The sequence below is a fragment of the Rhodococcus sp. AD45-ID genome, from assembly GCF_003023755.1.
GTDB classification, from domain to species: Bacteria; Actinomycetota; Actinomycetes; order Mycobacteriales; family Mycobacteriaceae; genus Rhodococcus_F; species Rhodococcus_F globerula.
The window spans coordinates 1,011,345-1,035,901 of the sequence record NZ_PYHL01000001.1 but is presented as its reverse complement, the minus strand read 5'-3'; the positions used below and the strand labels follow the sequence as shown (position 1 = coordinate 1,035,901).

The following is a 24,557-nucleotide window of genomic DNA, read 5'->3' as shown; positions in this document are numbered from 1 at the left end:
AACGAATGGCGGGTACCCGCAACTCGGTTCTGAGTCCTGTACACGGGGCACTGACTCAGGCCGGCAACATCGTCGAACTCTTCGTCGAGGTCGTGAAGAATACGTTCCGGCGGCCGTTTCAGTTTCGCGAGTTCATCGAGCAAGCATGGTTCATCGCCAGCGTCACGATTTTGCCGACTGCGCTGGTCGCGATTCCGTTCGGCGCTGTCGTTTCGCTGCAGACCGGTTCGCTGATCAAGCAGTTGGGCGCTGAATCGTTCACCGGCGCTGCCAGCGTTCTTGCGGTGATTCAGCAGGGAAGTCCACTGGTGACTGCTCTGCTTGTCGCTGGTGCTGCCGGTTCAGCGGTCACCGCTGACCTCGGTTCGCGGACAATCCGTGAAGAGATCGACGCCATGGAAGTCCTTGGCATCAATCCCATTCAGCGACTTGTTGTTCCACGTGTGTTGGCGATGGTGCTCATTGCCGTATTGCTCAACGGGCTGGTATCCGTCGTTGGTATCGCGGGTGGCTACTTCTTCAACGTGATCCTGCAGGGCGGTAACCCCGGCGCCTACATCGCATCGTTCTCGGCGTTTGCGCAGCTGCCGGATATCTGGAGTGGCGAGATCAAGGCTGCGGTCTTCGGTGTCATCGCCGGAGTCATCTCGGCTTACAAGGGACTACACCCCTCGGGTGGGCCCAAAGGCGTTGGTGAGGCGGTCAACCAGGCCGTTGTCATCACGTTCCTGTTGTTGTTCTTCGCCAATCTGATTCTGACGATGGTGTACCTCCAGATCGTGCCGGCGAAGGGATCCTGACCTACATGACCATCGCACGAGGCCGCGGCGATCAGTTTCTGCTGAAGAGCCGCAAAGTAGCCAGAATGCCGCTCAACGTGCTTGATCGCGCGGGTGAGCAGATGTCGTTCTACGCGCGAGCCATTGCCTGGACACCGCGCACACTGCACCGCTACCGCAAGGAAACTCTGCGTCTACTCGCTGAAGTGACCTTCGGCAGTGGCGCATTGGCCGTCATCGGCGGAACTATCGGCGTCATCGCGATGATGTCCGGATTCACCGGCGTCGTTGTGGGATTGCAGGGGTTCGCGGCGCTGGAACAGTTGGGTAGCTCGGTCCTGACCGGCTTCCTGTCTGCCTACGTCAATACTCGCGAGATCGCGCCGATTGTTGCCGCGCTGGCCCTTTCGGCGACGGTCGGGTGTGGTTTCACCGCACAACTCGGTGCTATGCGTATCTCCGAGGAGATCGACGCGCTCGAGGTCATGGCAGTCCCGTCGGTTCCCTTCCTGGTGACGACTCGCATGATCGCCGGCTTTGTGGCCGTCATCCCGCTGTATATCGTCGGCTTGCTTGCCGCCTATCTGGCCTCGCGCGTGATCAGTACGGTATTCAACGGCCAGTCGACAGGGTCTTACGACCATTACTTCAACTTGTTCCTGCCACCGCAGGACGTGTTGTATTCGTTTGCCAAGGTCCTGGTCTTTGCTTTTGTTCTGATTTTGATCCACTGCTACTACGGATTTCACGCGTCGGGTGGCCCGGCAGGCGTCGGCGTGGCCGTCGGTCGCGCCGTTCGTGCGGCAATCGTGACTATCGCAGTGCTTGACTTCTTCCTCAGCCTCGCAATCTGGGGCACCACGACAACAGTGAGGGTGGCCGGATGATCGAGGCTCCGTCCGTTCTGCGCCGCCGTGTGCTGGGAATTGTGTTCTTCGTTGTGTTGGCGCTGTTTCTCACCTTCACGATCGGGGCCTTCAACAAGTCGTTCACCGACGTCGTGAAGGTCGATCTCCTGTCCGATTCCGTGGGAAATGCGTTACCTCCCAACGCGGATGTCAAGGTTCGTGGAATGTTGGTCGGTGAGGTGCGATCCGCGTCGACAACCGATGGTGTCGTCACATCGGTTCTCGCGATCGAACCGGACAAAGCCGAGTTGATTCCCTCCGACGCGACAGCTCGTTTGCTCCCGAAGACACTGTTCGGTGAGCGGTACGTCTCGCTGATCATCCCGGAGGGGACAACGGCTCCGCCTCTTTCGGCCGGAACCGTGCTTCATCAGGACAAGAGCGGCAACGCGATCGAGGTTGGCGAGGTCTTGGACGGTTTGCTCCCGTTGCTGCAGGCAATTCCGCCGCAGGATCTCGCGAACACCCTCGGTTCGCTGGCACAAGGCTTGACCGGCCGCGGCGCTGAGTTGGGGCTCACCGTTGACCGTCTCGAGGAGATTTTCCGCGAGGTCAATACTGAACTCCCCGCCGTGCAGGAGGATCTGCGCAAGTTCGCTGACTTCTCACAGACCTATTCGGAGGCCGCGCCGGATCTGGTGAATGCACTCGACACTCTGCGCACCACCGGAAACACGGTGGTGGAGAAGCAGAATCAGGTCAACACCCTGTTGGCTTCGTTGACGGCGACGTCGTCGACCACCGCTGCGTTCCTCGAGACAAACGCGCAGTCCATCATCACGCTGTCCGCAGACTCACGAGAAGCGCTGCAGTTGTTGGCTCAGTACTCTCCGACGTTCGGGTGCACCTTCAAGGGATTCGCTGAAACTACGCCGAAGGCCGCCAAGATTCTCTCGGCTGACGCGCCTGATCCCGGTGTTCGGGCAAACATTCAGATCGTCAACCCGAAGGGGCGTTACATCCCCAACCAGGACGAGCCTCGACTCGTCGACAATCGTGGACCGGTTTGCTACGACAATGTCACCGAGCCCGGTCGACCCTTCCCACAGTATCCCGGCGGTTCGTACGGTGACGGCTCGTACCAGGTTCCTTCCCGCAACGGTGGCCCCGAAACGATGGAGTTCTTGCAGGCTCCGGAAGGTTCGGGACCGCAGATGTTCTCGACCAACACCACCGGTCCGGTGCAGCAAGCCGGATATGCGGGCTCGCAACTCGAAGAGGATACGTTGAAGGTCATCTACGGCCAGGCTAATGGTGTTGCACCGGAGAATGTTCCGTCGTGGACCACTATGGTCAGCGCTCCCGCATTTACCGGTGCGGAGGTGAGCTTCCAATGAGAGGTCTCGCAGCACCGCTGACAAAGCTCATCATATTTGTCGTGGTCACGATTCTGGCAACAGGATTGCTGGCGGCGAGTATCGCAAACCTCGGAGGGGGAGGCGGGACCAAGTTCAACGCCGTGTTCTCCGACGTGACCTCACTGAACGAGGGCGACGAGGTTCGGATTGCAGGTGTGCGTGTCGGTCAGGTCGAGAAGATCGCCATCGTCAACGACAACCAAGCCGAAGTGCAGTTCTCGGTCTCCGATCGAGATTGGTTGCCGGCCAGTTCCATTGCCACGATCCGTTTCCGGAACCTGGTCGGGCAGCGTTACATCTCGCTGTCTCAGGGCGAAGGCAGCCAGGGTAAGAAGCTGACCGCAGGCGAAACGCTCCCTCTCGAGCAGACCCGACCGGCCGTCAATCTCACGACCCTGTTCAACGGCTTCAAGCCGTTGTTCACGACTTTGAGTGCCGAGGATGTCAACAAGCTGTCGTACCAGATCATCCAGGTTTTCCAGGGAGAGTCGGGAACGATCAGCGAACTCGTCCGCAACACGGCCAGCCTGACAAACACGGTGGCGGACAAGGACGTTGTCATCGGCGCGGTGATCAAGAACCTCAACGAAGTGCTGTCGACAGTAAATGCGAACGACAAGAATCTGGATTCGCTCATCGTCAACACGCAGCAGTTGGTAACGGGACTTGCCAACGAGCGCGGAGTTGTCGGGTCAGCAGTCACGTCGCTCGCCGGATTGACAGATGCAACGGCGGATCTGCTGGAGCCCACGCGACCGTCTATCCAGGGATCGATCACGGCGCTGGACACTTTGGCCACAACGCTGAACCGCCGTAGCGACGACGTGAATGCAGTGCTCGAGACCTTGCCCGTGAAGCTGGACAAGTTGACCCGTGTCGCCAGTTACGGATCGTGGTTCCAGTTCTACCTGTGCGGAATCGACATCATTGCAGGTCCTGGTCAGTCGGCAACATTGAACTTGCCGACCGGGTTGCCGACGGTCAATATGCCGATCTACACCAATGCGGCCAAGCGATGCACTCAAGACGGAATGAAGGAGTTGCAGGGCCGATGAAAAAGCGTCGTAGTCCGGCAATGGCCGGCGCCATAGGCATCGTCGTGGTGCTCCTGGCAACGTTGTCTGCCTTCTTCATGGATTCACTTCCCTTTGTCGGCGCAGGGTCTTCGTACGCGGCGGAATTCTCGGAAGCTGCTGGGCTCAAGCCCGGTAACGAGGTCCGCATCGCGGGTGTGAAGGTCGGCAAGGTGACATCGGTCGACCTCGACGGTGACCGCGTTCTGGTCGACTTCAAAGTCAAGGATGCGTGGGTCGGCGATCAGACGTCGGCGTCCATCCAGATCAAGACGATTCTGGGGCAGAAGTACCTGGCTCTGGATCCGCGTGGCACCGAAAATCTGGATCCGAAGGACCGAATTCCATTGGAGCGCACGACTGCTCCGTACGACGTTGTCGAGGCTTTCTCGTCGGCCGCGGACACTGTCGGTGACATCGACACGGAGCAGTTGGCGCAGAGCATGGAAACGCTGTCGGAGGCCTTCTCCGAGACGCCAGAGGACGTCCGAGCATCATTGGACGGTGTGAGTCGGTTGTCGCAGACTATCGCGAGCCGTGATCAGGACCTGCAGAAACTATTCGAGGCAACGGGCAAGACGTCGCAAATCTTGGCGGACCGGAACAAGGAGTTCACTCAACTGATCAGCGACGGCGCTCTGCTGGTGCAGGAGTTGAACAACCGCCAGCAGGCGATCTCCCAGTTGCTCACCGGAACTCAGCGGGTGTCACAGCAACTCACCGGATTGGTCCGCGACAACGAGGCGGCAATCGGGCCTGCGTTGACCCAACTCAACGGTGTCATCGACATCCTCGAAGCCAACAACGAGAACTTGGACAAGGCTCTGAAGCTCTACGAACCCTTTATTCGCCTGTACGCCAACGTCGTCGGCAACGGCCGCTGGTTCGACCAGGTCGTTGTCAACCTCCTTCCACCTGGTCTGCCACTGATTCCGGGCCCTCGTGATCCGATTCGTACGTTGGGAGGTAACTGATGGCTGATATCACTGAAGCCGAAAGTGGCTCCAAGAAGCGAACTCTGGCGATCATTGCCGCAGCGTTGATTGGCGTGTTGGTGGTTGGCGGCGCCTTGTGGTGGGTGTTCACCCGCGCGGGCACAACAACGATCACGGCGTACTTCGACAAGTCCATCGGTATTTACGACGGTTCCGACGTGCGAGTTCTGGGCGTGAAGGTCGGCACTGTCACCTCGGTGGAACCGCAGGGCGATCAGGTCAAGGTCGACCTCCGCGTGGATCGCGGAATCGATATTCCGGTGGATGCCAATGCGGCGCAGGTGACTCCGTCAGTAGTGGCGGACCGCTACATTCAGTTGACGCCGGTGTTCACGGGCGGCGACAAGATGGCCAGCGGTTCGGTGATTCCGATCGAGCGCACCGCCACCCCGGTCGAGGTCGATCAGTTGTACGCGAGCATCAACGACCTCGCGTCGGCGCTCGGACCCGAAGGTGCGAACAAGGACGGTGCGCTGTCCAAGTTCGTCGAGACCGGTGCCGCGAACCTCGACGGCAACGGAGCAGCGTTGGGGGAGAGCATTACCCAGCTGTCCGACGCGGCTCGTACGTTGAACGACTCGAGTGACAACATCGCGGTGACCATCAAGAATCTCAATACTTTTGTCGGAGCGTTGGCGACCAACGATCAACAGGTGCGCCAGTTCAACACTCAATTGTCCGACCTCACCGGATTTCTGGCGGGCGAACGCGATGATCTGGGTGCCGCTCTGAATCAGTTGTCCTTGACTCTCGGTGATGTCGCTAAGTTCGTGGCAGACAACCGCGATCAGTTGGCAACCACCGCAGAAGGCCTGATTGCGCCGACGCAGACGCTGGCGAACAACAAGGAAGCGCTCGCCAACACCCTGACCTTGTTGCCTCTCGCCATTTCCAATCTGGTGAACTCGTATGACGCCGAATCCGGAGTTCTCGCTTCACGTCTGGCCTTCCCGGACTTGCAGAACCCGGCCGAGGTGCTGTGCAAGTTGATGGATCTCGGCAAACTGGTGCCGGGTAATCCTCAGTTCGAGGAGTTGGGACGACAGATGCAACCCGCCATCGATCAGTGTGTGGCGGTGGCCGCTATGACGGATGCGGCCGACCAGGCCAAGAACATGAATCTCCCGTTCGGAATCCTCGCCGGCCCGGAGCGTGAGATGCAGGTTGTTCCTGGCACGGTGCCGGGTGTCGTGTCACCGCGACTGAGCAGCGGGGAGGGCGAGTGAAGCGCACAGTGATTGCCGGTGCGGGACTTGTGGTTCTGCTCGGTGCGAGTGCCTGCTCGTCGGAGGGCATCTATGCGGTGCCCCTTCCGGGTGGGCCTGACGTGGGATCGAATCCCATGAATCTGACCATTGAATTCGACGACGTTCTCGATCTGGTTCCACAGTCCGCGGTCAAGGTGGACGGTGTTCCGGTCGGGCGAGTAGAGAAGATCGGAGTCGGCCCGGACGGGTGGACCGCCGACGTGCGGATCATATTGGATTCCTCGGTGGATTTGCCGGCCAATGCCGTTGCCGCCGTGGAGCAGACCAATTTGCTCGGTGAGAAATTCATTCAGCTGTCAGCGCCTCCTAGTGGCGCGGACACTACGGCCCAGTTGTCGGACGGCGACTTGATTCCGTTGGATCGCACTCGCCACGCCACCGAGATCGAGCAGGTTCTCGGTGCATTGTCGCTGCTGCTCAACGGGGGCGGTGTCGGCCAGTTGCAGCCCATCGTCAAGGAGCTCGGCGCGGCGTTCGACGGGCGCGAGGGAACAACCAGAAGTCTTCTGGAACAGGCGAATACTCTCATCGGAGGCTTGAACGAACAGCGTGAGGACATCACTCGCGCGCTCGACGGTCTCGACGTGTTGTCCAGCCGGGTGAACGAGCAGAACGAGAAGATCGCCAAGGTCCTCGACGAACTGCCGGTGGCAATATCGGTACTCAACGAGCAGCGCCCGCAGTTGACGCAGATGCTCGCTCAAGTGGACCGGCTCGGAACCGTCGGTACCGACGTCCTGACACAGTCCAAGGACGATCTGATCGCAGATCTTCAGGCACTTCGTCCGACATTGCAGGCACTCGCTGCATCCGGTGACGACCTCGTCGGCGCGCTCCCGCTGCTTCCGACGTTCCCGTTCCCGGACGGAGTCGAGAAGATCACGCAAGGTGGGTCGGTCAATTTGTTCCTCGCTGTCGACCTGCAAATCGGTAATACGCTCTCCGGGCTTGGTGTCGGACAGGGAGATCCCGAGTATCGCCAGCCCAAGTTCGGTGATCCCAAGCCGGTGGTGGATCCGTCCAATCCGTATTACAACGGAAACGGACCGCGACCGGGCTGGCCCACAGTGTCACTGCTCCCGATCGCGCCGATCCTGCCGCAGTTGCCGATGGCACCTGCAGTCGGTGCCCCGCTCAACCCCATTCAGGGAATGCTGGATCAGTTCGGAATCGGTGGTGGACAATGAGATCGGCTCTGGTCAAGTGGCAGCTAGTGGGCTTCGTATTGGTCGCGCTCCTAGGACTTGTCTATGTGGGAGGCAAGTATGTGCGCCTCGACAACCTCCTGGGTTTCGGGCAGTACACGGTCAAGACGGAACTGCAGACGTCGGGCGGCATCTTCACCAATGCCGAGGTGACGTATCGCGGTGTGCCGGTGGGACGGGTTGGTGATTTGTCACTGACGGACGACGGGATCGAGGTCGATCTGAAGATCGACAACAATGCACCGCCGATCCCGGCGTCGACGAGGGCTGTTGTCGCCAACCGTTCTGCAATCGGCGAACAGTTCGTCGATCTGATCCCCGATACCGATCAGGGTCCGTTCCTCGAGGACGGTTCTGTGATTGCAGTGGGTGACACAGCGACGCCGGTTCCGGTCGAAGAAGTGTTGACCAGTGCGAACGGCTTGGTCCATTCGGTGCCCGTCGATGCACTGCACACCGTCGCGGTCGAACTCGGTGCAGCCTTCAACGGCAAGGGTGAGGACATCCAGGTTCTGGCCGACTCGTTGTCCGGACTCTCGCAGTCCGGCCTCGACACCTTGCCTCAGACGCTCGGATTGATCCGTGACAGCCAGACGGTGCTCACGACCCAGTCCGACCAGTCGTCGTCGATCAAGCAGTTCAGTGCCGACCTCGATGTCATTGCCGCACAACTGCGGACCAGTGACCCCGACATCAGGCGTCTGATCGACAACGGCATCCCGGCCAGCGAGCAGATCGGGGCCCTCGTCAACGAGACCGGTCCGGCACTGACCACGGACCTGACAAATCTGGCGTCGTTCGGCAGGACGTTTGCGCCTCGTGCCATTGCGCTGCAGCCGTTTCTGATCTTTCTGCCGGGGCTGGCTGCGGCGGGGCCGACAGTGGCTCCTGGTGACGGAACCGTGCATCAAGGGTTGGTGCTGGAGACAAACAATCCGTTGTCGTGCACCGTCGGGTACGAAGGCACCATGGCGATTCTCGATGACATGAAGCGTCAGGATCCCAACTTCGACGACACGCAGCAGGACTTCCCGTTGAACACAGCGGCGTCCTGTGAGGTCCCGCTGGGCAGCGAGACGGGTGTTCGCAGTGCCAACCGGGTTATCTACGCCGATCCCGGCACGATTCAACCGTGGGACTTCAAGCCGAAGGTCGATCCTGACAAGTTGAATCTCAATCCGATTGCTACCCAGTTGGCGCCGATTCTCGGAGTGACGCCGAAGTAGATGTGCCCCAGGGTGTGCTATTGGGTTGGGGCAGTTGAGGATTCGAGGCAACGGAATTGGTGCTGCCAGGATCCGGACATAACAGGTAAGTAGGGTAGTGAGCGTGATTCAGAAAAGCAGTCCGAAGGGGGTGACGGCGCCGCTTGTTGCGGTCGGCGTTCTCCTCGTAGCCGCACTAGTTGCGCTAGGTGTGTTCGGCGTCCCGTACGTGAAGGCGTTGACCACTGACCGCAACACCGCAGAGATTCGCGACGAGGCGTTGATCGGCGCCCAGCAGGTTGCGATCAATCTCAACAACGCCGACTCGGCGAATCTCGACGCGTCGATCGAGACCATGCGGTCTTCGGTTACCGGCGACGAGATGACGGTGTACCTCCAAAGTGTTCAAGACTCCATCACGGACGAACTGCGGAACTCCGGATCCAAGGCCGACGCCGAGGTGATGTCTGCTGCGCTCACCGAACTCAACACGGACGACAGGACTGCGACGGCACTTGTGGTCGTGAAGGTCACTACCACCCAGGGCAACCAGTACGTGAAGAACCAGGTCGGTATGCGATTGGGCATGGTCGAGGTGGACGGTATCTGGAAGGCCAGTTCGGCCGAACCCGTCGGAAACCGGATCGATCTGGAGTCGGGCACATTGCCGGGCGCCGACGGCACCGGCAGTTCCGATGGGTCGACGCCGGCAACCGAATCACCAGCGCCCACCGAGGCGCCCGCACCGAGCGTAGGAGGCGATTCAGGTGGCCAGTAGTCAGCCTCGATCAGCCATCCGAAGGAGAAGCGCGTAATGCCACCGAAGCGCAGAGTCGGGATGCCGCAGGCAAACCAGAACCGTCGGCCGAAGATAGCCGGATCAGCCCGCTCGTTGAACGTCCCCGCGGGGACGCCGGCCGAGGAACCAGCGAACGTCGAGGCCGTCGAGGCCGAGGTAGCCGCAACAGAGGCCGTCGAGACCGAGGCCGTCGAGACCGAGGCAGCCCCGAAGGCAAGCCTTCGGAAAGCCCCGAAGCCGAGTCCCGAGACGGCAGCCAAGCCGAGTCCCGAGACGGCAGCCGAGCCCAGCCTCGCGGAGGAACCGCCAGCACCAGAGCCTGCTCTGTCGAAGGAAGCGAGTCGCACTTCGTGGCCGCTGGTCATCGGCTTAGGCGCAGCAGCGGTGGTAGTCGCGGTGCTTGCGGGTCTGGCTTTTTTCAAGGTCGGCGCCCAGATGGACGATGTGGCATGGGTCGACGCGGGGGCGACGGCTGAGGTGCTGCGGGTGACTCCACCGGCGCTCGAGGCGGTGTTCACCTTTGCGCCCGGCACCTTCGACGCCGATTTCGACAAGGGCTTGCAGGGTCTGAACCAGGCCATGCGTGATCAGCTGACCGGGTACAAGGACACACAGAAGGCCGGCGTCGAACAAACCCAGACGGCGACTACGGCGGATGTCACGGAGATCGGTGTCACCAGGCTCGAGGAGGACCGAGCGCAACTACTCGCGCAGTTGAACGTGAGTTCGACGCAGAGTGGTGTGGCTGCCGGTTCCCGTTCCGGGATGGTTGTCGTCAGCTTGGAGAAGCAGGACGGTAATTGGCTGATCTCGGAGATCCGCGACCGCTGACAAATGTGTACGACGAGCTGGACCGGAAATAGATTCCGGTCCAGTTTTTCGTATCCGGGTCAGTGACTGGCTACACTACCGACAACGGTGTTCGAACCGAGTCGGTCGACTGTTCGAATGCCACGACTTACCTCGGCGCTCTTGACGGGGCGGTTCCGAAGGTCCAGTCTGAGCGGTGAACATGCACGGACGAGTGATCGGCAGTCTCACGTCAGCACCTGAATCAGACCCTCAGCTACACCCGACTCGACATTTCCTGAGTAAGGGTGTACTTTTGGACGTTGCGCTGGCTGCCTCCTGTCCACCCCTCGTCTCAACCGCTGCGAAGTCAAGTACTTCTTGCTTTCTGCGACGGGTTTCGTTCGGGTTGTAACCAGCGAAATTCGAAGCAGATACAGCGGCGGTCGCAACAGTACGGAGCGGCCCGCGTGAGGTGCTGGAAGGACGCATCTTGGCAGTCTCTAGCCAGACCAAGGCAGTTTCCGGAATCCCCGGAGCCCCGAAGAGGGTTTCGTTCGCGAAAGTTCGCGAACCCCTCGAAGTTCCCGGGCTTCTTGATGTTCAAACCGATTCGTTCGAGTGGTTGATCGGCGCGCAGAGTTGGCGCGAACGAGCAGCAGCTCTCGGCGACAATGCAGTGTCCGGCGGTCTCGAAGACATCCTCGCGGAGCTTTCTCCGATCGAGGATTTCTCCGGCTCTATGTCACTCTCCTTCTCTGATCCTCGATTCGACGAGGTCAAGGCCTCGACGGACGAGTGCAAAGACAAGGACATGACCTACGCGGCGCCGTTGTTCGTCACCGCGGAGTTCATCAACAACAACACTGGTGAGATCAAGAGCCAGACGGTCTTCATGGGTGATTTCCCGATGATGACCGACAAGGGCACCTTCATCATCAACGGCACGGAGCGCGTGGTTGTCTCGCAGCTCGTGCGTTCCCCCGGTGTGTACTTCGACAAGAGCGTCGACAAGAGCACCGAGAAGGACCTGCACAGCGTCAAGGTGATCCCGGGTCGCGGCGCATGGCTCGAGTTCGACGTCGACAAGCGCGACACCGTTGGTGTCCGCATCGACCGTAAGCGTCGTCAGCCCGTCACCGTCCTGCTCAAGGCACTCGGCTGGACCACGGAGCAGATCACGGAGCGCTTCGGCTTCTCCGAGATCCTCATGGCCACGCTGGAGAAGGACAACACCGCCGGTACCGACGAGGCTTTGCTCGACATCTACCGCAAGCTGCGTCCGGGCGAGCCCCCCACCAAGGAGAGCGCGCAGACCCTTCTGGAGAACCTGTTCTTCAAGGACAAGCGTTACGACCTCGCTCGCGTCGGTCGTTACAAGATCAACAAGAAGCTCGGCCTCAACGCAGGTCAGCCGATTGTTGCTTCGACGCTGACCGAAGAAGACATCGTCGCCACCGTCGAGTACCTCGTGCGTTTGCACGCTGGTGACACCTCGATGACGGCACCGGACGGCGTCGAGGTTCCCGTTGAGGTCGACGACATCGACCACTTCGGTAACCGTCGTCTGCGCACCGTTGGTGAGCTCATCCAGAACCAGATCCGCGTGGGCCTGTCCCGCATGGAGCGTGTTGTTCGTGAGCGCATGACCACGCAGGACGTCGAGGCAATTACGCCTCAGACCCTGATCAACATCCGCCCGGTCGTCGCTGCGATCAAGGAGTTCTTCGGAACGTCCCAGCTGTCGCAGTTCATGGACCAGAACAACCCGCTGTCGGGGCTGACGCACAAGCGTCGTCTGTCTGCCCTCGGCCCGGGTGGTCTGTCCCGTGAGCGCGCCGGCCTCGAGGTTCGTGACGTTCACGCGTCGCACTACGGCCGCATGTGCCCGATCGAGACCCCGGAAGGCCCGAACATCGGCCTGATCGGTTCGCTGTCGGTGTACGCACGCGTCAACCCGTTCGGCTTCATCGAGACGCCGTACCGCCGGGTTGTCGACGGCCAGGTCACCGATCAGGTTGATTACCTGACCGCTGACGAAGAGGATCGCCACGTCGTCGCACAGGCCAACTCGGCCATCGACCGTGACGGCCGCTTCACCGACGCGAAGATTCTCGTTCGTCGTAAGGGTGGCGAGGTCGAGTTCGTCTCGTCCTCCGACATCGACTACATGGACGTCTCGCCGCGCCAGATGGTGTCCGTCGCTACCGCGATGATCCCGTTCCTCGAGCACGACGACGCAAACCGCGCCCTGATGGGTGCGAACATGCAGCGTCAGGCTGTTCCGCTGGTTCGCAGCGAAGCGCCTCTCGTCGGTACCGGTATGGAGCTGCGTGCAGCTGTCGACGCCGGTGACGTCGTCATCACCGAGAAGACCGGTGTTGTCGAAGAGGTCTCAGCGGACTACATCACGGTCATGGCCGATGACGGAAGCCGCAAGACCTACCGGATGCGCAAGTTCGCGCGTTCCAACCAGGGCACGTGCGCCAACCAGCGTCCGATCGTGGACGAGGGACAGCGCGTCGATGCCGGCCAGGTCCTCGCTGACGGCCCTTGCACCGAAAACGGTGAAATGGCTCTCGGTAAGAACCTGCTCCTGGCGATCATGCCGTGGGAAGGCCACAACTACGAGGACGCGATCATTCTGTCGCAGCGCCTGGTGGAAGAGGACGTCCTGACCTCGATTCACATCGAGGAGCACGAGATCGATGCCCGCGACACCAAGCTCGGTGCCGAGGAAATCACTCGCGACATCCCGAACGTCTCCGACGAGGTCCTCGCTGACCTCGACGAGCGCGGCATCATCCGTATCGGTGCCGAGGTTCGTGACGGCGACGTGCTGGTCGGAAAGGTCACGCCGAAGGGCGAGACCGAGCTGACCCCCGAAGAGCGCCTCCTTCGCGCCATCTTCGGTGAGAAGGCCCGCGAGGTTCGTGACACGTCCCTCAAGGTTCCTCACGGTGAGACCGGCAAGGTCATCGGCATCCGCGTCTTCTCGCGCGATGACGACGACGATCTGCCTCCCGGTGTCAACGAGCTCGTTCGCGTGTACGTGGCCCAGAAGCGCAAGATCCAGGACGGCGACAAGCTCGCCGGCCGCCACGGCAACAAGGGTGTTATCGGCAAGATCCTCCCGCAGGAAGACATGCCGTTCCTTTCGGACGGCACGCCTGTCGACATCATCCTGAACACGCACGGCGTCCCGCGTCGTATGAACATCGGTCAGGTCCTGGAGACCCACCTCGGGTGGATCGGCAAGACCGGCTGGAACGTTCAGATCGCCGCTGACGGCACTCGTCCGGATTGGGCTGCGACCCTTCCGGAAGAGATGCTCGCCGCTCCTGCCGACTCGAACATCGCCACCCCGGTGTTCGACGGCGCGAAGGAAGACGAGCTCACTGGTCTCCTCGAGTCCACGTTGCCGAACCGCGACGGCGAGCAGATGGTCGGCCCCGACGGAAAGGCCACGTTGTTCGACGGCCGCTCCGGCGAGCCGTTCCCGTACCCGGTCTCGGTCGGTTACATGTACATCATCAAGCTGCACCACTTGGTCGACGACAAGATCCACGCTCGTTCGACCGGTCCGTACTCGATGATCACGCAGCAGCCTCTCGGCGGTAAGGCCCAGTTCGGTGGCCAGCGCTTCGGTGAGATGGAGTGCTGGGCTATGCAGGCCTACGGCGCGGCTTACACGCTGCAGGAACTGCTGACCATCAAGTCGGACGACGTGGTTGGTCGCGTGAAGGTGTACGAAGCCATCGTCAAGGGCGAGAACATCCCGGAACCCGGCATCCCCGAGTCGTTCAAGGTGCTCCTCAAGGAGCTCCAGTCGCTCTGCCTCAACGTGGAGGTGCTGTCCTCGGACGGCGCTGCCATCACGATGGCGGACGGCGACGACGAGGACTTGGAGCGCGCTGCGGCGAACTTGGGCATCAACCTGTCCAGGAACGAAGCGGCAACGGTCGACGACCTCGCGAACTAGGTTTCGGTCCCCGGGTTGCTCTGTGAAAGAGCGGCCCGGGGGCGTAGTTCACATTTGAATTGGCAGTCAGGTTGCCGGGTGACCGGCAACCGTAACCCCAACGGGGAAAGGAAGTTACGTGCTCGACGTCAACTTCTTCGATGAACTCCGCATTGGCTTGGCCAGCGCAGAGGACATCCGCAATTGGTCCTACGGCGAGGTCAAGAAGCCGGAGACCATCAACTACCGCACGCTCAAGCCCGAGAAGGACGGCCTCTTCTGCGAGAAGATCTTCGGCCCCACCCGGGACTGGGAGTGCTACTGCGGTAAGTACAAGCGTGTCCGCTTCAAGGGCATCATCTGTGAGCGCTGTGGCGTCGAGGTCACTCGCGCCAAGGTTCGCCGTGAGCGCATGGGTCACATCGAACTGGCCGCACCGGTCACGCACATCTGGTACTTCAAGGGTGTGCCGAGCCGCCTCGGTTACCTGCTCGACCTGGCTCCGAAGGATCTCGAAAAGATCATCTACTTCGCGGCTTACGTCATCGTCGGTGTCGACGAGGAGCTCCGTCACAACGAGCTGTCCACCCTCGAAGCCGAGATGCAGGTCGAGAAGAAGGCTGTCGCAGATCAGCGCGACGCCGATCTCGAGGCACGCGCACAGAAGCTCGAAGCCGATATCGCCGAGCTCGAGGCAGAGGGCGCCAAGTCCGATGTCCGCCGCAAGGTCAAGGACGGCGGCGAGCGCGAAATGCGTCAGCTCCGTGACCGCGCGCAGCGTGAGCTGGATCGTCTCGACGAGATCTGGAGCACCTTCACCAAGCTGAGCGTCAAGCAGCTCATCATCGACGAGCTGCTGTACCGCGAGCTGGTCGACCGTTACGGCGAGTACTTCACGGGTGCGATGGGCGCAGAGTCCATCCAGATCCTGATGCAGAACTTCGACCTCGACGCCGAGGCGGAGTCTCTTCGCGAGACCATCCGCAGCGGCAAGGGCCAGAAGAAGCTCCGTGCTCTCAAGCGCCTCAAGGTGGTTGCGGCTTTCCAGACCAACGGCAACTCGCCGATGGGCATGGTCCTCAACGCTGTTCCGGTGATCCCGCCGGAGCTTCGCCCGATGGTTCAGCTCGACGGTGGACGTTTCGCGACGTCCGACCTCAACGATCTGTACCGCCGCGTCATCAACCGCAACAACCGCCTCAAGCGACTGATCGACCTCGGTGCTCCCGAGATCATCGTCAACAACGAGAAGCGGATGCTGCAGGAGTCTGTCGACGCCCTGTTCGACAACGGTCGTCGTGGACGTCCGGTCACCGGACCGGGTAACCGCCCGCTGAAGTCCCTGAGCGATCTGCTCAAGGGCAAGCAGGGTCGTTTCCGTCAGAACCTCCTCGGAAAGCGCGTCGACTACTCGGGTCGTTCCGTGATCGTCGTCGGTCCTCAGCTCAAGCTGCACCAGTGTGGTCTGCCGAAGCTGATGGCTCTCGAGCTGTTCAAGCCGTTCGTGATGAAGCGTCTGGTGGATCTGAACCACGCGCAGAACATCAAGTCGGCCAAGCGCATGGTCGAGCGCAAGCGCGTCCAGGTGTGGGATGTCCTCGAAGAGGTCATCGCCGAGCACCCCGTGCTGCTCAACCGTGCACCTACGCTGCACCGTCTGGGTATCCAGGCATTCGAGCCGCAGCTCGTCGAGGGCAAGGCCATTCAGCTCCACCCGCTGGTGTGTGAGGCCTTCAACGCCGACTTCGACGGTGACCAGATGGCTGTTCACCTTCCGCTGTCGGCAGAGGCTCAGGCCGAGGCACGCATCCTGATGCTGTCCTCGAACAACATCCTCTCGCCCGCTTCGGGTCGCCCGCTCGCTATGCCGCGTCTTGACATGGTGACCGGTCTGTTCCACCTGACGCGTCTCGACGACGGTGTCGTCGGTGAGCTCGCTGCAGCTACGTCCGAGGGTCCGGAGCAGGGCGTGTACTCCAGCCCCGCCGAGGCTCAGATGGCCGTGGATCGTGGCGCGCTGACGGTTCAGTCGCAGATCAAGGTGCGTCTGACCAACCAGCGTCCGCCGCGCGATCGCGAAGCGGAACTGTTCCCCGAGGGCTGGAACTACGGCGACGGCTGGACCGCTGTCACCACATTGGGTCGCGTGCTCTTCAACGAGCTGCTTCCGGCGGACTACCCGTTCGTCAACGAGCAGATGCCGAAGAAGCGTCAGGCAACGATCATCAACGATCTTGCCGAGCGTTACCCGATGATCGTGGTCGCTCAGACCGTCGACAAGCTCAAGGATGTCGGCTTCCACTGGGCAACGCGTTCCGGTGTCACGATCTCCATCTCGGACGTTCTGGTTCCGCCGGAGAAGCCTGCCATCATCGAGGACTTCGAGGCTCAGGCCGACAAGATCGAGAAGCAGTACCAGCGTGGTGCTTTGGACAAGAAGGAGCGCAACAGCGCTCTGGTCACCATTTGGCAGGAAGCGACCGAAAAGGTCGGCAAGGCCATGGAGGCTCACTTCCCCGACAACAACCCGATCCCGATGATCGTGAAGTCCGGCGCAGCCGGCAACATGACTCAGGTTCGTTCGCTTGCCGGTATGAAGGGCCTGGTGACAAACCCGAAGGGTGAGTTCATCCCGCGTCCGATCAAGTCTTCCTTCAAGGAAGGCCTGACCGTTCTCGAGTACTTCATCAACACGCACGGTGCTCGTAAGGGTCTGGCCGATACCGCTCTGCGTACCGCCGACTCGGGCTACCTGACCCGTCGTCTGGTGGACGTGTCGCAGGACGTCATCGTTCGCGAGACCGACTGTGGCACCGAGCGCGGCATCGTCACCACGATCTCGGAGAAGCAGGCCAACGGCTCGATCATCCGCGATGCTCACGTGGAGACCAGCACGTACGCCCGCACGTTGGCTGCTGACGCAGTCGACGAGAACGGCAAGGTCATCGTCGAGCGTGGACACGATCTCGGTGACCCCGCGATCGACGCCCTGCTCGAGGCCGGTATCACGCAGGTCAAGGTCCGTTCGGTCCTGACGTGCACCACCGGCACCGGCGTTTGCGCCACTTGCTACGGCCGCTCCATGGCCACCGGCAAGCTGGTCGACATCGGTGAGGCTGTCGGTATTGTCGCCGCACAGTCGATCGGTGAGCCCGGTACCCAGCTGACCATGCGTACCTTCCACCAGGGTGGTGTGGCCGGCGCCGACATCACCGGTGGTTTGCCGCGTGTCCAGGAACTGTTCGAGGCACGTGTGCCGAAGGGCAAGGCTCCTATCGCGGACGTCACCGGTCGGGTGCAGCTCGAAGACGGCGATCGTTTCTACAAGATCACGATCGTGCCGGACGACGGCGGCGAAGAGGTTGTCTACGACAAGCTCTCCAAGCGTCAGCGTCTGCGTAGCTTCAAGCACAGCGACGGCGAAGACCGCCTTCTGGCAGACGGTGACCACGTCGAGGTCGGACAGCAGCTCATGGAAGGTGCTGCCGATCCCCACGAGGTCCTGCGAGTCATGGGTCCGCGTCAGGTTCAGATCCACTTGGTCAACGAGGTCCAGGAGGTGTACCGGAGCCAGGGTGTGTCGATCCACGACAAGCACATCGAGGTCATCGTGCGCCAGATGCTTCGTCGCGTGACGATCATCGATTCCGGTGCCACCGAGTTCCTGCCCGGTTCGCTCACGGAGCGCGCCGAGTTCGAATCGGCCAACCGCCGCGTTGTCGCTGAGGGCCGCGAGCCCGCAGCAGGTCGTCCGGTGCTCATGGGTATCACGAAGGCGTCGCTTGCGACGGATTCGTGGCTGTCCGCGGCATCGTTCCAGGAGACCACTCGTGTCTTGACCGACGCGGCAATCAACTGCCGCTCGGACAAGCTGATCGGTCTGAAGGAAAATGTCATCATCGGCAAGCTGATCCCTGCCGGTACCGGTATCAACCGTTACCGCAACATCCAGGTTCAGCCCACCGAAGAGGCCCGCGCCGCTGCGTACGCAGTGCCCGCGTACGACGACCAGTACTACAGCCCGGACGGCTTCGGCCAGAACACCGGTGCTGCAGTTCCGCTGGACGACTACGGCTTCAGCAACGACTACCGCTAGCGGTTAGTTCGTGAGAAATCCCCCGCCTCTGATGAGGCGGGGGATTTTTCGTTTCAGGAGTTACTGCCGCTGAGGTCCGGGATGACGATCTCTTGGACGGCCCACTTGTTGCCGTCGGGGTCGGCGAAGTAGATGAATCGTCCCCAAGCCTGGTCGTCGATCGGGCTGATATCGATCCCGCGGCTCTTGAACTCGCGCTCGGCCTCTTCGATGTCCTTGACTACCACCTGCATGCCGACGACCGAACCGGGTTCGGCGTCGGTGATTCCCTTGCCGATGCAGATGGAGCAGGCGGAACCGGGTGGGGTCAGCTGGACGAACCGCAGGTTCTCGTTGACGGTGTGATCGTGGTCGGCGTTGAAGCCGAGTCGGACGTAGAAGTCCTTGGCGCGGTCGATGTCGGTGACGGGAATGGCGACCAGTTCGAGCTTGATGTCCATGACGTGCCCTTCATGTGATGGTGAATTCCGGCGACAGGTCCAGTGTTGCGGGTATTGCGGTCAGAAACGGTCCTCGATTGCGAATCGGATGAAACTTTCCGAATTCCTTGTTGCTTCGAGAGTGCTTCTCTCACTGCTCGACCGATCCCGAACCCGGAGCGGATACCCCGACTCCGCCGCTCTAACTCATACTCTCGAGCGAGCCGAAGGTGCCGACGCTCTCGGCTACCACCGGTTCTGGGTCGCCGAGCATCACGCGGTTCCGGGTATCGCGAGTGGGTCGCCGGCTGTGCTTCTTGCAGCCATTGGCGCTCACACGCGCGACATTCGACTGGGCAGCGGCGGCGTCATGCTGCCGAATCATCAACCGTTGGTTGTCGCCGAACAGTTCCTGATGTTGGATGCCCTGTATCCGGGTCGGATCGATCTGGGTCTCGGCCGGTCATTGGGCTTCACGGAACCGGTTCGCCAGGCGCTACGACGGAGCAAGGACGCGCCGGACACGTTTGCCGCTGATATCGAGGAGCTGCGACGCTATCTGGACGGAACTGCCGTCGTCACGGCTCGTCCGGCGTCGCGCGGCGGGGTGCCGATCTTTGTGCTTGCCACGCGCACCGGGTTGAAAGTGGCAGCGCAGCTGGGGCTTCCGGTAGTCGTGGGTGGGCCCATGCTCGAGATCGGTGGTACCAACAGGGTGGAGGCGCTGGACCAGTATCGCCGGACTTTCCAGCCCAGCGACGCGCACCCCGATCCTTATGTCGTGGTCTCGCTCGAAGTCATGGTTGCCGATACCACCGAGGCGGCCCGTGAGCTGTTGATTCCGGAGGCGTACGCGCTCGCGGAATCGTCACGGACAGGGGAGTTTCCGCCGCTCGTGTCGGCGGAACAGATCAGGGGCGCAGCGCTCAGCGATCGAACCACCAGGCGTATCGACTCGTTCGTGGCTTCGGCCATGTACGGGACCGCAATCGAGGTGAAGCAGCACTCGAGTGATCTGGCCGAGCGGACGGGCGCGGACGAGTTGCTGGCGTCGACATCGACATACGACCGCGCCGCCCTGGAACACTCGGATCACGTACTGCGCGAGGTGATCTAGCGGGGAACGTGGAACTCCAGCAGCGTGGCCGCAGCGTCGTCGAGTTCTGACCACGGGACGGGCACGGACAACACGGCGATTGCCGAAGTCGGAAACTTGTCTCGAATCCGTTGGGCTGCTTCGGAATTCTCGTTCGATGCCAGATCCAGTGCAGTCCAGGGAATTCCCGGTTCATGGCCGATGACCAGGAGCGTGCTGACATTGGCGGACGTGGTCCGGATTGCGTTGATGACGTCGGCCTGGGATCCGCCGTAGATCGACTTGTCGAAGCCTGTCGGGGCGTCGACGGCGGTCGCGGCCAGGGTGTCGACGGTGCGCCGCGACGTCGAGCACAATACGGCGTCGATGGGTGGGACGTTCTCGCGGATCCATTCGCCGCCGAGGCGGGCTTCGCGCAGTCCCCGTTCGGCGAGTGGCCGCTCGTGATCGCGAATGCCTTCGGGATAGCTGGACTTTCCGTGTCTCATGAGAACGAGGGTGCGGTGGTCTGCCATGCGTTCACGTTATCCGCTTTGTCGCTACCAGTGACGGTTACTCTGGATGGTCAGGACCTTGAAGGAGGCTTCCATGGCAGGCAAGAAGCTCGATCGCACGCATGCTCGAACGGCTCTCGAGGTGGTACGGGAAAGCCCTACCATTGCACTCATCACTGTGGCGCCGGCTGTAGTCGTCTTCGGTGTCGTGTGGTGGCTCTTCGGTTTCTGGGCCGCGATCCTTCTCGCTCTGGTGTTCGGCGTTGCGGCAGTAGCTACTCGCAAGCTGCGTTAGAGCGCACTCACCTGTGCAACGGCGCGCAGTGCATCGCCCACCAGGAACCAGACGGTGAGGCGCGAACCTTCGACGTGGCTCCGTAGGACCACGTCGTCGCCGGCGACAAGGGGTGAGAGGTATTCGATCACCGCCCGGTGAGGCGTGCTGCGCAGTGCAGTTCGGGTACTGATCACCTCTTCGACGGCTTGCCAGTAAACGGCGTTGTTGACGTGATCGAACGGGTCGATATCAGTCACACGCAGGGTGAACGGAGTGTCGATGACGCCCGGTGCTTCGACGTCCGGTGCGTTGTCGGCGATCACACGTTTCCATTTGAGGCGATGTTCGTCGGTGGATTCCTCGAGTGGTTTCATGAAGTCGTCACTCATCCGGGTGGGCATACCGGACTCTGCACTGATGTGGATCCAGAACCCTTCCGTCTCGATCAGCGCACCGTTGCTGCCGTCGAAGCGGACACGCATGTTCGCCCACCTCGTCGAGAATGCGGAGCACCACCGGGTCATGGTCAGATATTCGGGCCAGATCGCCGGACGGATGACGTCGATGACGGTTCGACGCACGATCCAGAACGGGTGAGTGTCGACGGCCTCGATGGCCTCGATGTTGTCGGTGGCGATGTCTTGCAGGTATCGGGCGACGCCGTCCAGTCGGAGCGCTTTGGCCGCGTTGATGTCGCCGGTGCGCACCGGGCGTGTTTTCACGAAAATCGGTCCGCGATCGGGCTGCGGCGCGAGTGTGAGGTCTGAGTTCACGAAAGTGATTCCTGTTCGCCGAGGGGTTGCTTGAATTCTGCCAGGTGGTCGGTCGACGCAGAGATTCGAGCATCGGTGCCGATTTCTTGCGACAATAAGATTCTCTCCTCGCGCTTCGACTACGCACCTTCTGGTGTGGACGGGACTGTCATGACTCGAGCGGCGAGCACAACCTCTGTTACTGCGGTACGCACGACTACAGCACCCACGACTACGGCATCGGAATGTGGCTATTTCGACGCTACGTCCCGGTGCTGGTTCCTTGTTGCAACACCAGCGTCGCATCCGCGATTATGGCGCGAGTATCTAGACGGTGCGCGGGAGAACTATCGACATCACGGAGTCGAGAGTGTCGTCGAATACGACGACATAGTGGACGGGCTCTCGACAACGCTGTTCTTCGTGGCTCTCGACGACGTGGGACGTGTTGTCGGCGGCGTGCGCGTGCAGGGGCCGTACATGTGCGCGGACCAGGCACACGCTGTCCAGGAATGGACCGACCACCCCGGTATCGCACAGGTTTACGCCATGATCGACGGGCGTATCCCAAGTGGTGTGATCGAACTCAAGACTGCCTGGTGCGGGGCGCAAGCGGAGAGACGTGGTGAGCTGACGTCGGCATTGTCGCGCATCGCACCGCATGCGCTGTCGCTGCTCGGAGTCAGGTTCGCATTCGCGACGGCCGCGGGGTACGTACTCGACCGTTGGGCTACCTGTGGCGGCGTCATGGAGGATTCGATTCCCGGGGTTCCGTATCCGGACGAGCGGTATCTGACCCGCATGATGTGGTGGGACAAGCACACCTACGTGGACAAGACGCACCATACTCAGTTGCCGGCACTCCTGGCGGAGGCAGCCCAACTCGAGGGGGCGCAAGTGCCGTCTGACAGCTTCGCGGAAGATGGACTCGGCGATGGTGTCGGCCGGGAATGAGGCGCTCTGGCGAGCGAGAGTGTTCGACGAGCGAGTCGCCGCCGACGCTGCCTCGTTGGAAGAGGTGAGGCGACAACCGGATACGTTGGCACTCGACCATCGGGCTCGGTTCCGCGACGAGTTGTCGGGACTTCGCGACCTTCCTGATCGCCGGGTTGTCGACGAACCTTGTCGATGGGTGTACTACCCGTGGCGGCGCGAGCTGGTGGGAATTGTTGGTCCGCAATCATTTTCACTTCTCCGGTTGGACCGGAACCGGAACAAGATCACCCGTGACGAACAGGCGCGACTGAGACGGTTGCGTGTAGGAATCGTCGGGTTGAGTGTCGGGAATGTCATCGCGCAGGCTCTGGCGCTCGAAGGGTTGTGCGGCGAGCTGAGATTGGCAGATTTCGACAGTATCGACCTCTCGAACCTGAACCGAATCCCGGTGGGAATCACTGACGTGGGTGTCAACAAGGCGGTGGTCGCAGCGCGGCGTGTTGCCGAACTCGACCCGTATCTTGCTGTGTCGGTGTTTACGGCCGGGGTGACGGACGCGAGCGTCGAGAAGATTGTCGACGGTCTGGATCTGGTTGTCGAGGAATGTGATTCGCTCGACGCCAAGATGTCGATACGACGGGTGGCGCGTGGTCGTGGAATCCCGGTGATCATGGAGACAACCGATCGTGGGCTGCTGGACATCGAGCGTTTTGATCTCGAGCCGCAGCGGCCGTTGTTTCACGGGCTTCTCGGGAATGTCGACACAGCAACCTTGGCCGGACTAACGGCCCAGGAGAAGATCCCCCATGCGTTGGCGCTCCTGTCGGCCGCAGAACTGTCGGCGAAAATGGCTGCGTCACTGGTCGAAGTCGGGTCGACACTGTCGACGTGGCCGCAGCTCGGAAGTGAATGCTTCGCGGGGGCATCCGCCGTGGCGACGGCGGTGCGCCGGTTCGGCTTGGGGGAGTCGCTGCCGTCCGGCCGGGTCCGGATCGACTCGGGTGCCCGACTGAATTGCCTGCATGATCCGCTGGTCGACGAGGATGGCTCGCAGAGCAATGTTCCTGAAACGAGTGTGGCGGCTGGCGCGGCACCGACAATGCCGGCCGACGGCGTCGAGGCTGTTCTCGAGGCGATCAGGTGGGCGCCGTCGGGCGGAAATGCCCAACCCTGGGCCGTCGAGGTCGATGGGCCGGTGATCCACGTTCATGCGGATCGTGATCGAACGTCGTTGATGGATCTAGAGGGCCGGGCAACCCATGTGGCGATCGGTGCTGCCGTCTACAACGCGAAGGTCGCAGCAGCGGCACACGGAATTCTTGGTGACACCGTTCTACTTCCCGATCCGGATTCGGCAGATTTGGTGGCAAGCGTTAAGCTGGGAGAAACGACGAATCAGCTTCTGGCGCAGCACTACCCGGCGATGATGGAGCGAAGTACCAATCGAGGGGTAGGTGTGCAAGCACCGATCGGCCGTGAGCTCGAGGATGCACTGCGGGGCGCCGCGCGTGATGAAGGCGGCAACCTTCATCTGTACACGGACCCGCGTGATCTTGGTGTGTTCGGGGACGTCGTGGGTGCCGCTGACCGTATCCGATACCTGACGCCGATGCTGCACGAGCAGATGATCGGCGAATTGCGTTGGCCGGGATCGGAAACAGCGAATACAGGGATCGATATCCGCACACTGGGGCTCGCCGACAGCGAGGTGGCATTCCTCGACGTCGTCAGGCGTAGTGACGTGGTGACCCGGCTGGCGCGATGGGGCGCGGGAGAAGTATTGGGGATCAGTGCTCGTGACCGCATCACGTCGAGTTCGGCATTTGGTGTGGTGACTGTGGACGGTTCCTGTCTCGACGACTATGTTCGCGGCGGTTCGGCTGCCGAAGCGGTGTGGGTGTGCGCACAGGAGCACGGATTGGGTGTGCAACCCATGTCACCAGTGTTCCTGTACGCCCGCGACGGTAGCGACTGCGCGCGATTGTCCGACCCGTTTGCGAGCGAACTCGATGCATTGCGCCTGCGCATGCGAGTGCTACTCGATCTCGGTAGCGAGGAGTCCATTGCCTTGGTGCTGCGCCTGAGTCATTGTCCACCGGAAACAGTGCGCAGTGCGCGACTGCCCGCGAACAGTATTCGACGCTGAG

Annotated in this window: 19 protein-coding genes; 16 read left to right on the top strand and 3 right to left on the bottom strand. The window is 61.4% G+C overall.

From position 1 onward, the window contains the following. The first annotated feature begins 5 nt into the window (after window positions 1-5). The 12 genes from C7T36_RS04600 (at window position 6) to C7T36_RS04545 (ending at window position 18,436) form a co-directional block, all read left to right on the top strand. On the top strand, window positions 6-800 hold the full coding sequence (locus C7T36_RS04600) for an ABC transporter permease (protein WP_033236462.1): 795 nt from the start codon (window positions 6-8) through the stop codon (window positions 798-800). Between the two features lie 5 nt (window positions 801-805). Beyond that, window positions 806-1,666, top strand: a complete 861-nt coding sequence (locus C7T36_RS04595) for an ABC transporter permease (protein ID WP_033236461.1) — start codon at window positions 806-808, stop codon at window positions 1,664-1,666. After that, the gene (locus C7T36_RS04590) at window positions 1,663-3,024 is read left to right on the top strand and encodes an MCE family protein (RefSeq protein ID WP_033236460.1); all 1,362 of its coding nucleotides are present in this window, start codon (window positions 1,663-1,665) and stop codon (window positions 3,022-3,024) included. The genes C7T36_RS04595 and C7T36_RS04590 overlap by 4 nt, the downstream gene beginning before the upstream one ends. Next, on the top strand, window positions 3,021-4,100 hold the full coding sequence (locus C7T36_RS04585) for an MCE family protein (protein ID WP_045070992.1): 1,080 nt from the start codon (window positions 3,021-3,023) through the stop codon (window positions 4,098-4,100). The genes C7T36_RS04590 and C7T36_RS04585 overlap by 4 nt, the downstream gene beginning before the upstream one ends. Then, window positions 4,097-5,092 carry an MCE family protein gene (locus C7T36_RS04580; protein ID WP_045070990.1) on the top strand — a complete coding sequence of 332 codons (996 nt, stop codon included), beginning with the start codon at window positions 4,097-4,099 and terminating at the stop codon, window positions 5,090-5,092. The genes C7T36_RS04585 and C7T36_RS04580 overlap by 4 nt, the downstream gene beginning before the upstream one ends. After that, window positions 5,092-6,339, top strand: a complete 1,248-nt coding sequence (locus C7T36_RS04575; RefSeq protein ID WP_033236457.1) for an MCE family protein — start codon at window positions 5,092-5,094, stop codon at window positions 6,337-6,339. Before C7T36_RS04580 ends, C7T36_RS04575 begins: the two co-directional genes overlap by 1 nt. Continuing rightward, a complete protein-coding gene (locus C7T36_RS04570) occupies window positions 6,336-7,568 on the top strand; it encodes an MCE family protein (protein ID WP_045070989.1) in 1,233 nt (410 codons plus the stop codon). The genes C7T36_RS04575 and C7T36_RS04570 overlap by 4 nt, the downstream gene beginning before the upstream one ends. After that, complete coding sequence (locus C7T36_RS04565) at window positions 7,565-8,812, top strand: MCE family protein (protein ID WP_033236455.1); 1,248 nt, start codon at window positions 7,565-7,567, stop codon at window positions 8,810-8,812. The genes C7T36_RS04570 and C7T36_RS04565 overlap by 4 nt, the downstream gene beginning before the upstream one ends. Before the next feature lie 103 nt (window positions 8,813-8,915). Next, complete coding sequence (locus tag C7T36_RS04560; RefSeq protein ID WP_230590359.1) at window positions 8,916-9,569, top strand: hypothetical protein; 654 nt, start codon at window positions 8,916-8,918, stop codon at window positions 9,567-9,569. A gap of 36 nt (window positions 9,570-9,605) precedes the next feature. Then, window positions 9,606-10,421 carry a hypothetical protein gene (locus tag C7T36_RS04555; RefSeq protein ID WP_045070983.1) on the top strand — a complete coding sequence of 272 codons (816 nt, stop codon included), beginning with the start codon at window positions 9,606-9,608 and terminating at the stop codon, window positions 10,419-10,421. 433 nt (window positions 10,422-10,854) lie between these two features. Further along, window positions 10,855-14,361, top strand: a complete 3,507-nt coding sequence (gene rpoB, locus C7T36_RS04550; protein ID WP_033236452.1) for a DNA-directed RNA polymerase subunit beta — start codon at window positions 10,855-10,857, stop codon at window positions 14,359-14,361. 118 nt (window positions 14,362-14,479) lie between these two features. Next, window positions 14,480-18,436: a DNA-directed RNA polymerase subunit beta' gene (locus tag C7T36_RS04545; protein ID WP_045070980.1), complete on the top strand. Its 3,957-nt coding sequence runs from the start codon at window positions 14,480-14,482 to the stop codon at window positions 18,434-18,436. A gap of 53 nt (window positions 18,437-18,489) precedes the next feature. Here the strand turns inward: C7T36_RS04545 and C7T36_RS04540 are convergent, their stop codons facing one another. After that, a complete protein-coding gene (locus tag C7T36_RS04540) occupies window positions 18,490-18,876 on the bottom strand; it encodes a glyoxalase superfamily protein (protein ID WP_033236450.1) in 387 nt (128 codons plus the stop codon). An 88-nt stretch (window positions 18,877-18,964) separates the two neighbouring features. On the opposite strand from C7T36_RS04540, the gene C7T36_RS04535 reads away from it, so the two are divergent. Next, window positions 18,965-19,972 (top strand): MsnO8 family LLM class oxidoreductase, encoded by a 1,008-nt coding sequence (locus C7T36_RS04535; protein ID WP_045070978.1) that lies wholly within the window; start codon window positions 18,965-18,967, stop codon window positions 19,970-19,972. Here C7T36_RS04535 and C7T36_RS04530 read toward each other — a convergent pair. Beyond that, window positions 19,969-20,466 (bottom strand): histidine phosphatase family protein, encoded by a 498-nt coding sequence (locus C7T36_RS04530; RefSeq protein WP_033236448.1) that lies wholly within the window; start codon window positions 20,464-20,466, stop codon window positions 19,969-19,971. The two genes, C7T36_RS04535 and C7T36_RS04530, sit on opposite strands and share 4 nt — an antisense overlap. Before the next feature lie 73 nt (window positions 20,467-20,539). Between C7T36_RS04530 and C7T36_RS04525 the strand changes: the two genes are divergently transcribed. After that, window positions 20,540-20,740, top strand: coding sequence for a hypothetical protein (locus C7T36_RS04525; protein ID WP_033236447.1), 201 nt, complete (start codon window positions 20,540-20,542; stop codon window positions 20,738-20,740). On the opposite strand, the gene C7T36_RS04520 is transcribed toward C7T36_RS04525, so the two are convergent. Beyond that, entirely contained in the window at window positions 20,737-21,495 is a 759-nt protein-coding gene (locus C7T36_RS04520; protein ID WP_033236446.1) for an acyl-[acyl-carrier-protein] thioesterase, read from the bottom strand. The genes C7T36_RS04525 and C7T36_RS04520 overlap by 4 nt on opposite strands. Window positions 21,496-21,645: 150 nt before the next feature. Here C7T36_RS04520 and C7T36_RS04515 point away from each other — a divergent pair, with 150 nt between their 5' ends. Then, window positions 21,646-22,428, top strand: coding sequence for a hypothetical protein (locus C7T36_RS04515; RefSeq protein ID WP_141484738.1), 783 nt, complete (start codon window positions 21,646-21,648; stop codon window positions 22,426-22,428). Continuing rightward, on the top strand, window positions 22,397-24,556 hold the full coding sequence (locus tag C7T36_RS04510) for an Rv1355c family protein (RefSeq protein WP_258190578.1): 2,160 nt from the start codon (window positions 22,397-22,399) through the stop codon (window positions 24,554-24,556). Before C7T36_RS04515 ends, C7T36_RS04510 begins: the two co-directional genes overlap by 32 nt. Window position 24,557 lies beyond the last annotated feature (1 nt).